Origin of the sequence: Paenibacillus sp. 2TAF8 (genome assembly GCF_052114825.1) — a bacterium.
Taxonomy (GTDB): Bacteria; Bacillota; Bacilli; order Paenibacillales; family Paenibacillaceae; genus Paenibacillus.
Map to the genome: position 1 here is coordinate 134,630 of NZ_JBFRFN010000011.1, position 12,592 is coordinate 147,221.

General features: G+C 48.1%; 8 protein-coding genes. 1 reads left to right on the forward strand and 7 read right to left on the reverse strand.

Going from position 1 to position 12,592, the window contains the following annotated elements:
• Positions 1-52 precede the first annotated feature (52 nt).
• From pyrE to pyrR, 7 genes are all read right to left on the reverse strand, one after another.
• A complete protein-coding gene (gene pyrE / locus AB4Z30_RS17805; protein WP_441928718.1) occupies positions 53-694 on the reverse strand; it encodes an orotate phosphoribosyltransferase in 642 nt (213 codons plus the stop codon).
• A complete protein-coding gene (pyrF, locus tag AB4Z30_RS17810) occupies positions 691-1,431 on the reverse strand; it encodes an orotidine-5'-phosphate decarboxylase (RefSeq protein ID WP_441928720.1) in 741 nt (246 codons plus the stop codon). Before pyrF ends, pyrE begins: the two co-directional genes overlap by 4 nt.
• 106 nt (positions 1,432-1,537) lie before the next feature.
• Entirely contained in the window at positions 1,538-4,753 is a 3,216-nt protein-coding gene (carB, locus tag AB4Z30_RS17815) for a carbamoyl-phosphate synthase large subunit (RefSeq protein WP_441928722.1), read from the reverse strand.
• Between the two features lies 1 nt (position 4,754).
• The gene (gene carA, locus AB4Z30_RS17820) at positions 4,755-5,897 is read right to left on the reverse strand and encodes a glutamine-hydrolyzing carbamoyl-phosphate synthase small subunit (RefSeq protein ID WP_342552028.1); all 1,143 of its coding nucleotides are present in this window, start codon (positions 5,895-5,897) and stop codon (positions 4,755-4,757) included.
• Between the two features lie 393 nt (positions 5,898-6,290).
• Complete coding sequence (locus tag AB4Z30_RS17825) at positions 6,291-7,595, reverse strand: dihydroorotase (protein WP_441928725.1); 1,305 nt, start codon at positions 7,593-7,595, stop codon at positions 6,291-6,293.
• A gap of 125 nt (positions 7,596-7,720) precedes the next feature.
• Positions 7,721-8,635 carry an aspartate carbamoyltransferase catalytic subunit gene (locus tag AB4Z30_RS17830; protein WP_441928727.1) on the reverse strand — a complete coding sequence of 305 codons (915 nt, stop codon included), beginning with the start codon at positions 8,633-8,635 and terminating at the stop codon, positions 7,721-7,723.
• Positions 8,632-9,195 carry a bifunctional pyr operon transcriptional regulator/uracil phosphoribosyltransferase PyrR gene (gene pyrR / locus AB4Z30_RS17835; RefSeq protein WP_441928729.1) on the reverse strand — a complete coding sequence of 188 codons (564 nt, stop codon included), beginning with the start codon at positions 9,193-9,195 and terminating at the stop codon, positions 8,632-8,634. The genes AB4Z30_RS17830 and pyrR overlap by 4 nt, the downstream gene beginning before the upstream one ends.
• 681 nt (positions 9,196-9,876) lie before the next feature.
• Between pyrR and AB4Z30_RS17840 the strand changes: the two genes are divergently transcribed.
• On the forward strand, positions 9,877-12,552 hold the full coding sequence (locus AB4Z30_RS17840; protein WP_441928731.1) for a YhgE/Pip family protein: 2,676 nt from the start codon (positions 9,877-9,879) through the stop codon (positions 12,550-12,552).
• Positions 12,553-12,592: the final 40 nt, after the last annotated feature.

Genomic DNA, 12,592 nt, shown 5'->3' on the forward strand with positions numbered 1-12,592 from the left:
TACAATTTTGATACCGTTTGCTAAGCAGCGGTTTGTCATCCACCGAATGATATTATTTACCAAATGAAGAAGGATCTTCACGCCATGATTGCAACAGTGCAAAGTCACTCTCCTGAATCGTTCCCTCAGCCAAAGCCACATCCATCAACGCTGTATAATTTGACAGAGTTTGTAGGGAGATGCCAGCCTCTTCGAACGCTTTCACACCTTTATCCAGCTGATAGCTGAAAATAGCGAGAACCGCAAGTGGGGTAGCTCCTGCTGCACGTACAGCTTCTGCCGCTTTAATCGAACTACCGCCGGTTGAAATCAGATCTTCAATTACGACTACTTTTTGGCCTTCGCTGATCAAACCTTCAATCAGATTTTCCTTGCCATGCCCCTTCGCTTTATCCCGGATATAAGCCATCGGCAGATTTAGCTTCTGAGCTACCCATGCAGCGTGTGGAATGCCTGCCGTTGCTGTACCTGCGATCACTTCTGCATCTGGATACTGGTCACGAATGATCGCAGCAAATGCTTCGGCAATATCGTTACGGATCTCAGGATAAGACATGGTCAGCCGATTATCACAATAAATTGGCGATTTGATGCCGGATGTCCATGTGAATGGCTGCTGTGGACGCAGTGCCACCGCTTTGATTTTTAACAACTGGGATGCAATATGGTTTGGAATTTGGCTAAGTTCGATCATACGTTCAACATCTCCTTCAAAATGGTCTCTGCCGCTTCACGCGGGTTTGGTGCACCGGTAATGGGTCTGCCCACAACGATGTAATGACTACCTCTGCTAATAGCCTCACCTGGTGTCAGGACACGTGTCTGGTCACCCAGACCACTGCCTGCTGGACGAATGCCGGGGGTTACTGTGCGAAAATCACTGCCACATGCTGCCCGAATCGCTGGCACTTCGAGCGGAGAAGCCACCACACCATCCAGCCCGGCTTCCTGCGCCAGTCCGGCATAACGAACGACCGCTTGCTCTACACTCCCTGGGATACCAATCTCGTTATTCATCGTCTCTAGACTTGTGCTGGTCAATTGCGTCACAGCGATAATCTCAGGTCTTGTTAGCGAAGGATCAGCAACAAGTGCCGCTTCCGCGCCTTCACGTGCTGCATGCATCATGCTAAAGCCGCCTGCCGCATGCACATTAAACATATCCACTCCGAGACGTGTGATGCTCTCGGCGCCGCCGCGCACGGTGTTCGGAATGTCATGCATTTTCACGTCAAGAAACACAGAGTAACCTCTCGCTTTTAATTCCCGAATGAAGTCCGGACCCGCTGCATAGAAAAGCTGCATACCTACCTTGAGATAACAGGGAATTCCCTCAAGAGCTTGTACCAGTTTCTGAGCCTCATCCGCTCCCGGATAATCGAGTGCAACCATCAGCCGTCCAGCCATTTCATTGAAATTCGGTTTTTTCATATCCCAGCGCCCCTTCCGCGTGCTTATTTTTTCCGTTTTTGCCCGATATAAAGGACATCCCGCCAGCCCGTGGGCTGACTGATGTCCTTCATCAAGTGACTATTCATTATACAAAGGCTGGCATAGCCTCCGAGGAGAAGTTGATCGTTTGCAGCATGATCAGCAGCGCACGAATGGTATCCAGGGAAGTCATACATACCACACCATTCTCTACCGCTTCACGGCGGATACGGAACCCATCACGCTGTGGTGTTTTACCTTTAGTCAAGGTATTGAACACAAAGTTCGCTTCACCGCTGCGGATCATATCGAGAATGTTAGGTGAGCCTTCGCTCAATTTGTTCACAACGGTTACCGGAATGTTAGCCGCTTGAAGTGCAGCTGCGGTTCCGCCAGTTGCCATGATTTTGTAGCCAAGTCTGTAGAAACCTTCAAGCAATGGTACTGCTTCGTCCTTGTCTTTGTCAGCGACTGTAACCACAATGGCTCCAGTAGCTGGAATTTTCATTCCCGCACCGATCAGACCTTTGAACAGAGCTTTCGCATAGTTCGGGTCACGTCCCATAACCTCACCTGTCGATTTCATCTCAGGTCCGAGAGTTGGTTCAACACGGCGCAACTTCGCGAAGGAGAACACAGGAACTTTCACCGATACATGATCCGTTTCAGGCCACAGGCCATCGACATAACCCAAGTCTTTCAGTTTCACGCCCAGAATGGCTTGTGTTGCCAGGTTCGCCATTGGAATGCTTGTTACTTTGCTCAGGAAAGGAACCGTCCGGGAAGAACGCGGGTTAACCTCAATGACATAAACCTGACCGTCGTGGATAACAAACTGGATGTTCACCAGTCCAATCGTTTTCAGTTCCTTGGCGATTTTGATCGTAATCTCGACAATTTTCTCTTTTAGATCTGCTGACAGATGCTGCGGAGGATATACCGCGATCGAGTCACCAGAGTGAACCCCTGCGCGTTCGATATGCTCCATGATGCCCGGAACCAGTACCGTTTCACCGTCACAGATGGCATCCACTTCTACTTCTTTACCTAACATGTAACGGTCGATCAGAACCGGATGCTCCGGATTGATTTTTACCGCTTGCTCCATGTAAGTCAAGAGTTCCGCATCGGAGTATACAATCTCCATCGCCCGACCGCCCAGGACGTACGATGGACGAACCAGAACCGGGTAACCCAGACCTTGTGCCGTTTCAACTGCATCGTCTACAGAAATAACGGTTTTACCTTTTGGCTGTGCAATCTCCAGACGAGAGAGCAAACGCTCGAACTTTTTGCGATCTTCTGCTTCATCAATGCTTTCTAGATCCGTTCCGAGGATGGTTACTCCTGCATTACGTAGCGGTGCTGCCAGATTGATCGCTGTTTGACCACCGAACTGTACGATGACTCCTACGGGTTGCTCCTGCTCAATGACGTTCATCACATCTTCGAAGAACAGCGGTTCGAAGTACAAGCGGTCAGATGTGTTAAAGTCTGTGGATACAGTCTCCGGGTTGTTGTTAATAATAACCGCCTCGTATCCGGCTTTCTGTAGAGCCCATACCGCATGTACTGTGGAGTAGTCGAACTCAATACCTTGACCGATCCGGATCGGGCCGGAACCCAGCACCACGACTTTTTTCTTATCCGAAGGAATCACTTCATTCTCTGTTTCATATGTCGAGTAGTAGTATGGCGTTGTTGCTTCAAACTCGGCTGCGCAAGTATCTACCATTTTGTAGACTGGGCGCAGGTTTTCCTCTTCACGACGTGCTCTGACTTCAGCTTCGGTAGTCAACGTACCACCAGGCTGACCTTCGGCACGTAGCTCAGCGATAGCACGGTCCGTAAAACCGAGGCGTTTCGCTTGATAAAGCGTTTCGGAAGTCAATTCGGATTCAGCGCGAACGCGATCTTCGAACTTAATGAGTCCTTCAATTTTATCCAGGAACCACCAGTCGATCTTGGTCAGATCCTGCAGTTGTTGCAGCGTATAACCTCTGCGGAAAGCTTCCGCGATCAGGAACATACGCTCATCGTCTGCTTTCATCAGACGTTCGTTCAGCGTCGTTTCATCCAGTGTTTCTGCACTTTTCAGGTACAGACGGTGTACGCCGATCTCCAGGGAACGAACCGCTTTGTGAATGGACTCTTCAAATGTACGTCCAATCGCCATCACTTCGCCTGTTGCTTTCATCTGTGTACCCAGCTTCCGATTCGCCGATGTGAACTTGTCGAACGGCCAGCGTGGAATTTTACTTACGATATAATCAAGTGTTGGCTCAAAGCAAGCGTATGTTTGGCCTGTAACCGGGTTAACGATCTCATCCAGTGTGTAACCCATCGCGATTTTGGCAGCCATTTTTGCAATCGGATAACCTGTTGCTTTGGAAGCTAGTGCCGATGAACGGCTTACACGAGGGTTAACCTCGATGACATAATATTGGAAGCTATGTGGATCAAGTGCGAACTGTACGTTACATCCTCCCTCAATGTTCAGGGCACGGATGATTTTCAGGGAAGCGGAACGCAGCATTTGGTATTCACGGTCAGACAGTGTTTGGCTCGGTGCCACAACGATACTGTCACCTGTATGAACGCCTACCGGGTCAAAGTTTTCCATGTTGCAGACCACGATACAGTTATCGTTCTTGTCACGCATAACTTCGTACTCGACTTCTTTCATGCCGGCGATGCTCTTCTCCACCAGACATTGACCAATCGGGCTATAACGAATTCCGGCAGCGACGGTTTCACGCAACTCTTCTTCGTTTGCACATATTCCGCCACCTGTTCCGCCCAGCGTATAGGCCGGACGCACAATGATTGGATAGCCGATCTCACCAGCGAATTGCAGAGATTCTTCCAGTGTTGTGACGATAACACTTTCCGGTACAGGCTGTTCCAGCTCACGCATCAGATCACGGAACAGATCGCGGTCTTCCGCTTTTTCGATGGAAGTCAGTTGTGTTCCAAGTAATTTTACGTTTTCGCGCTCCAGTACTCCCGCACGTGCGAGTTCTACAGCCATATTCAGACCTGTCTGGCCGCCCAGCGTTGGCAGCAAGCCGTCCGGACGTTCCTGACGAATGATTTGTGTTACAAAATCAAGCGTAATTGGCTCAATGTAGACTTTATCAGCCATATTGGTGTCCGTCATGATTGTCGCAGGGTTGCTGTTAATAAGTACAACTTCCACGCCTTCTTCTTTCAGTGCCTGACAAGCTTGCGTACCGGCATAGTCGAACTCGGCCGCCTGACCGATGACGATTGGACCGGAACCAATCACCAGGATTTTTTTGAGATCTTTGTTAATCGGCATGTTATTGCGCTCCTTTCACTGCGGCTGCCAATACGGCTTGACGCGGCTTTTGCGGGTTAGTGATCTTATGCTCGCGAATCATTTCGATGAAACGGTCAAACAGGTAGCTGTTATCATAAGGTCCTGGTGCTGCTTCCGGGTGATACTGTACGGAGAAGGCAGGGTATGTTTTATGCTTCAGACCTTCGATGGTCTTGTCATTGTTGTTGATATGTGTAACTTCGAGATCCGTGCTTTTCACAGATTCTTCGTTTACCGTGTAACCGTGGTTCTGGGATGTGATGAAGCAGCGTCCACTCTCCAGTTCTTTGACCGGGTGATTTCCTCCGCGGTGTCCAAACTTAAGTTTTTCCGTGTCTGCGCCTGCTGCCAGAGCGAACAACTGGTGACCCAGGCAGATTCCGAAGATCGGATATTCACCGAGCAACTCGCTGATCATGTTTACGGCATGAGGTACGTCTTTCGGGTCCCCAGGGCCGTTGGACAACTGAATGCCATCCGGGTTCAGCCGGCGAATCTCGTCAGCCGTTACGTCATGAGGCACGACAACAACGTCACAGTTACGTTTGCTCAGTTCACGCAAAATCCCTGTTTTTGCACCGTAGTCGACCAATACGATTCGTTCCGCTGTTCCTGGGCTGTTGTACACATGCTCTGTGGACGTCATAGGCACCTGGTTACGCAATTGCTCAATCGTAGTGTCCCCCATCATCTCCAGCAGTTCTTCGACAGGTTTTGATCCTGTTGTGAGAATTCCCTTCATTGTACCGTGGTGACGAATCCGGCGAGTCAACATCCGTGTATCAATCTCGCTGATCCCTACGATACCGTATTCTTTCAGCAGATTATCCACGCTGTACTCTGCACGCCAGTTGCTTGGCGTTGGCTCATGGCGTCGTACTACGAAACCGTGCACGTACGGACGAATCGACTCAAAGTCATCCCGGGTAATCCCGTAGTTACCGATCAATGGATACGTCATCGTTACGATCTGGCCACAGTATGAAGGATCTGAAAGTACCTCTTGATAGCCTGTAATTCCCGTATTAAAAACGACCTCTCCTGTCGTTTCACCTTCCGCTCCAAATGCTTTTCCGGTGAACAGCGTGCCGTCTTCCAACAATAATCTTGCCTGTCCCTGCATCCCATTTCACTCCCTCTGTGTTTATCAAAGTTAAATGCTCTTGGGTTGAACGTGGAGTTACGTTAGCGTGGGACTCCGTGAACAGAACCCCCTTCGATCGCTGTTATCCCCAGATTACTTTGGTTCCATTTTTCAAATGGGGTAATCCAGGGATAAAGGCGAGCGCTTCACTTCTCCGGGTCTTTTCTGTCCACTTCGCAGCTAAGGTGGTGCTCAAAGTTCAAAAAGTACATTTAACTATGTTTGTTTTGTATGTTGGGCTCTCGGCATCATTTTGCCTTGAGTTTGTTTAAAAAAAGAAATTACTGATTACTCCGGTATTTCAATGAAAATTTTATGTTATAAGTACTGATATACGTCGTTAACAATGTATTACGTCAGCATAGCGCTGTTTTATTGCTCTAACGTGTTATTCCATACACTTTTGCCATCCACCCATGTTTGTACCGGCCAGCCTTTCAGCTTCCAGCCTGTGAACGGTGTGTTTCTGCCTTTTGTTGCGAACGTTGCCGGGTCAACCGCCTTCTCCTGATTCAGATCAATCATCGTGAGGTCGGCAGGCGCTCCTGCTTCCAGCTTGCCAGTATCCAGTCTGAATACGCGAGCCGGATCAGCCGTCATGCGTTTTACCAAGAAGTCTAAAGTCCATAATCCTGTTTCAACAAACTTCGTGTAGAGCAGCGGGAAGGCCGTTTCGAATCCAACGATACCGAATGGTGCAAGCTCCATGCCCTTTGCTTTCTCTTCTTCACTATGCGGTGCATGGTCGGTTACGATCATGTCGAGTGTTCCATCCTGCAATCCTTCGATACAAGCTTGCACATCGCGCGGTGAGCGCAGTGGCGGGTTCATTTTCCAATTTGCATCCATACCCGGAATGTCTTCATCTGACAACACCAGGTGGTGCGGACAAACTTCAGCGGTAACTTTGATACCAATCGATTTCGCCAGGCGAATCAGACGAACCGATTGTTCTGTGCTGACGTGGCATACATGGTAGTGTACCCCCGTTGCCTCTGCAAGCAGGATGTCGCGGCCTACGTGAATCGCTTCGGACTCGTTCGGGATACCTTTGATACCATGGCGTTTGGAGAATTCACCTTCGGTGACATATCCGCCAACAACCAGCGAGTCATCCTCACAATGTGCAATTACGGGCATATCCATGCTGGCTGCGAGGCTCATAGCATCCTTCATCATCTGCGCGTTCTGCACACCCACTCCGTCGTCCGTGAAACCAATCGCACCCGCAGCTTTTAATGCGGAAAAGTCGGTCAATTCACGGCCTAGTTCGTTTTTGGTAATAGCCGCATATGGCAAAACTTTAACCAAATCTGCTTCTTTTGCTTTGTTCAGTACCCGTTCTACAACCTCAGGTGTATCGGTTACTGGTCTTGTATTTGGCATGCAGGCGATCGTTGTAAAACCACCTTGCACAGCGGAGCGAGCTCCTGTTTCGATCGTCTCTTTATGTTCGAATCCAGGCTCTCTTAGATGCACGTGCATATCGATTAATCCAGGGATGACCAGGTTGCCTGATGCATCCGTTACCTGCTCAGCTGACTTCTCGGCGTTCCGTACAATTTCATCCTCCGGGCCAGCGATCATTTTGATTTTACCTTCTTCTATAAGAATGGTTTTCCGTTCAAGTTCCCCTTGTTGATTCAAGACGTTTGCGTTTTTTATCACCTGTACCATAATTGCCCTCCGCTTCGGTTCTGTCCAGCAGGTTATATCCGCTAGATGATCTGTTTATCGTCTACTCTGTATATTGGTCTGCAAGAACATCGTCTCGCCAGCCTATGACTCTATGCTAGGCCCTGTTACAGCTTCATCGCACGTTCCATAACCGCCATGCGGATCGGAACTCCGTTTGCCATCTGTGGGAAAATTCGTGATGCTTCACTCTCTACAACCGCATCATCGACTTCAACGTTACGGTTTACAGGAGCAGGGTGCATAATAATCGTACTTGGCTTCAGGCGTGACGCCCGTTCTTCCGTCAATCCGTAGTGTTCGCGATAATCCTCAGCTGAAGTGATCAGGCCGTGTTGATGACGTTCCAGTTGAACCCGGAGCATCATGACTACGTCAGCATCCAGCGCTTCTTCAAGACCTACATAAGGTGCGTGCTGTGCAAGCTCAGGTGCCTGCATCGTTTGCGGTGCGCAGAAACGTACATCTGCACCAAACTTTTGCAGTGCCCACAAGTTTGAGCGTGCTACCCGGCTGTGTAAAATATCTCCGATGATCGAGACACGTAAACCTTTCAGTTCACCAAATGCCTTCCGCATCGTATAAAGATCAAGTAGCGCCTGCGTCGGATGCTCATTATTGCCATCTCCCGCATTGACAAGTGGCACACTCACTTTCTGAGCCAGCTGCTGCAAGACACCCGCCGGTTTCAAGCGAATAACCCCTGCATCGATCCCCATAGATTCAAGTGTTCGAACCGTATCGTAGATCGATTCGCCCTTTTCTACACTTGATGCGGCTGCCGTGAAGTTCAACACCTGAGCTCCCAGACGTTTCTCCGCCATTTCAAATGAGAACCGGGTACGAGTACTGTTCTCGAAGAACATGTTGGCTACAAAGTGTGATTCCAGAATCGGAACCAACTTTTCCTTCTGTCCTTCCCAGTGAGCTGCGCGGTTTAGAATCGACTCGATCTCGTCACGGCTAAGGTCTTTCAATCCAAGCAAGCTCCGGTCTCTCAACGCTGACTGTGTAATCATCATGCCTGCTCCCCTCGGTTCTGTGTAATTTTGACTTCATCCTGTCCGTCCGTTTCCATGAGTGCAACCTCGATCTCCTCTGATTTGGAAGTCGGCACGTTTTTGCCGATAAAATCAGGTCGGATCGGAAGTTCCCGGTGTCCACGATCTGCGAGAACAGCGAGCTGTATGTTCTGTGGTCTTCCGCAGTCCATCAGCGCATCCATCGCGGCCCGTATCGTGCGCCCGGTATATAGCACATCATCGAACAAAATCACTTTTTTGTTATGAATGGAAAGTGATTCAGGTGTCATAATCAACAGTTCCTTGCGATTCATCTGGTTGTCATCCAGACGATCATCACGATAAGGGGTTACATCCAGTTCTCCCCAGGGAACTTTGGCGCCTTCAATCTCTTCAATCTTCGCGGCGATTCGTTCAGCCAGGTACACTCCTCGTGTACGAATTCCGACCAGCACACAATCGTCGATTCCTTTGTTCTTCTCCAATATTTCGTGGGCAATCCTTGTCAATGCGCGGCGGATCGCCGTTTCATCCATAATGACATGTGTTTCTGTGCTCATGCGTTCAGCCTCCTCAGGATTTTCCTTCGAAACCATGGCCCCGTGACGAGGAGAACAAAAAAGACTCCTTGCCGTGTTTATTGGCAAGGAGTCTCCGAACTTCAGGCGTCGCTGAAGAAAGTTTACTCTCGGGATCCATCGTCTTGTCTGCCGCAGCAAATCAACGATGTATCATTCACGTTACCTTGCCAGTCTCACGGGACTGATTTAAAGGTGCTATTCATGTCGTGCATATGAGGAACCTCACAGAGTTCTGTCTCAATATGCCCGTTTGTCTTCATGAATTATGACAGAAAGACAACCCTCTGTCAACACCTCACCATCGCAGGTGCAAATCCTCTGCTTCGTCTTATTAGAATCAGCATTTAGGCGAAAAAACATCCATGTCACATCACATGTCATTCGTCATTTATAATTATACAACAATACTGCATATTTATCCATAAGCAATTACAACCTGTTTCTAATCCAAAAAATTCCACCTGTCACCTTTTCAAATGTTTCTCCTCAATCTATGCAGATTATGAATCATACCTCTATTTAATGGGGAAGTTTTATACACACTTTCATTTATTAAGGCTGCATTTTCTCCGATATACATAAGGTTTGGGAATGGAGCCTGTGGGGAGTGCACCTCATCCACCGTGTTAAGCTCCCTACAGTGATTAGAAGGAGGATATCATGCGTCATATATGGCATATTTACAAGTCAGACTGGCTACATATTTTTAAAGTACCCACAGGGATATTTCTGATCATCGCCATCATATTACTACCAGGAGTATACGACTGGGTGAATGTCAAATCCGTTTGGGATCCGTACAGTAATACGCAAGGCATCAAAATCGCCGTAACTAGTGAAGACAAGGGTGCCACGGTTACGGGTACTGCCATTAATATTGGCGATGAGTTAATGAATAGTTTAAGTCACAACCACAAGTTGGGATGGACATTTGTAAATCAGGCCGAAGCTAGCCGCGGTGTTCAGATCGGTGAGTATTATGCCAGCTTGCTCATTCCTGCTGATTTTTCATCACGGATCACGGGCATTGTGGATGGAAAACTGGATCGGCCGGAAGTCATATACACAGTCAATGAAAAGGTCAATGCCATCGCTCCCAAAATAACCGGTTCAGGCGTATCCGCCATTACAACGCAGATTAATGAGAATTTCACTGAAGCCGTCAGTGAAGCTGTGCTTACCAAGCTGAAGGAAGCTGGCGTAGAGATTAATGCTCAGTTGCCAACGCTACGCAAAATGGAAAGTGGCATCTTTATGCTGGAGAAAAATCTGCCTGAAATCCAGACAGCAGGTCAGAAAGTGCTCGAAGTCGACCAAGCGATGCCGGAGATTGTAAAACAGGCACAAAAAATTGTTGAATTAGAGAAACGACTGCCTGAAATTAATGAAGCTGCTGGATATGTATTGAAAGTACAACAGTATTGGCCTCAGATTAAAGCGGCTGCTTCAGAGGTGGTAGCCTTGCAAGATCGAATACCAGAAATAGAGCAAGCCGTCGCTCGCATTCAAGAGGTTGATGCCAACTTCGGACAAGTTTCTGGAGTGATTCAAACTGCCCTGGACAAGACAAATCGCGCTCTTGCTATCGTATCTGCTGCTGAAGAGGATCTCGATAAAGTGTCCGAAATTTCTGATAACGCAGTGCAGTTTGCTAATGGATTGAATCAATTTGCAGATGCCAGTCAGGAAGCCTTCAGATCAATTACACCAACCATTCAGCAAAATCTGCTGTTCGTGCAGCAAATAACAAACGCAGCTGGCGATGTGTTCGAACAATTAAAAGGAATCGATTGGAATAAGTTACCGAGCGCTGATGACTTCAACCGTCTTACTTCTCGTCTTGGCACTGCAGTAAAAATCGTGGACAGTATGTCGGGCCTGTTCGGCAAAATCGATGCTATACTGCCCTCTCATCCACTGGCAGCAAGGATACAGCATTTGCAAACGATATCCGAACAACTTCAGCAACAGATAAAACTGGCCGGGATCATCAGTACGGCCTTACGGGAAAACTCGATTCCTCCAGCAGATATTGTTGATCGATTAAATGAAGTGAATAGCAACATTAACACCGGGATTGATCGCTTCCTAAACACCTTTGATAGCCAGATTATTCCTGCACTTACGGCTGCAGCCGATCAACTAAAGTCTGTTCTATCTACTTCAGCAAATACACTGCAAGCAGCAAAGGAGCGTCTTCCTGACATTGCAGCAATTCTCGCTACAGCGAAGGAGGGCATTCAATTTGGTCAAACGGAGCTGGAAAAAATTCAGGATGATCTACCCGATATTCAGGCCAAGGTACATGAGATTTCACAAACCCTTGGCACCAAGAGTGAATCCTTTATTCGTACTTTGAGTGCGGTGTCTTCCCTTATTCAACGTGATCTGCCCAAGCTGGAGGATAAATTAAATGCAGCTGCCGATTTTGTTCGCAATGATCTGCCTCAAGCTGAGAAGCAAATTGGCAAAGCGTCCAGCTTTGTGCAGCATCAACTGCCCGATGTGCAACAAGGAGTACATCGCGTAGCTACTCTTGTTCGTAAGGACTTGCCAGAGCTGGAACGTGCAATCCGCAAGGCTGCCGAGAAATTACGAGAAGTCGAGGGCAACAATCAATTTGCCGAGCTCGCCAAATTGTTGCGGGGGGATATCGAAGAGGAAAGTGCATTCCTCGCGAGTCCAGTACAGATTAAGGAGCAACACCTGTACCCCATTCCGAATTACGGTTCAGCCATGTCACCGTTCTATGCCGTATTATCACTATGGGTAGGTTCAACATTGTTAATTTCCCTGCTACGTGCGGAAGCAGAAAACCCGGAGGGCACATACCGCGGATATGAACTGTATCTCGGTCGCCTAGCTACTTTCTTAACCGTTGGTTTATTGCAGGCGATATGTGTTACCGCGGGAGACATCTGGATTCTGGGAACGTATGTCGCTGATAAATGGTTGTTTATTGTCTTCGCCATGCTGGTGAGTGCAGTGTTTGTCACGATCACATATACGCTTTTATCTGTATTCGGTAATATTGGCAAAGGTATCGCTATTGTCTTCATGGTGTTTCAGTTCTCCAGTTCGGGTGGTACTTTCCCGATCAGCATGACTTCACCCTTTTTCCAGGCGTTAAATCCATTCATGCCGTTCACTTATGCCATCAGTCTGCTACGTGAAGCGGTCGGTGGTATTTTATGGTCAACAGCCTTAAAAGATATTTTGTGGTTATGTCTGTTTATTGTGCTTAGTCTGATTGTTGCTCTTTTGTTGAAACGCCCATTAAGCAGCTTGACGAGACGTTCTGCCGAAAATGCGAAAAAGACGAAGATCATCGCTTGATTCGTCCGTTCAATGTATAACGTTATCTATGCTTAGCCAA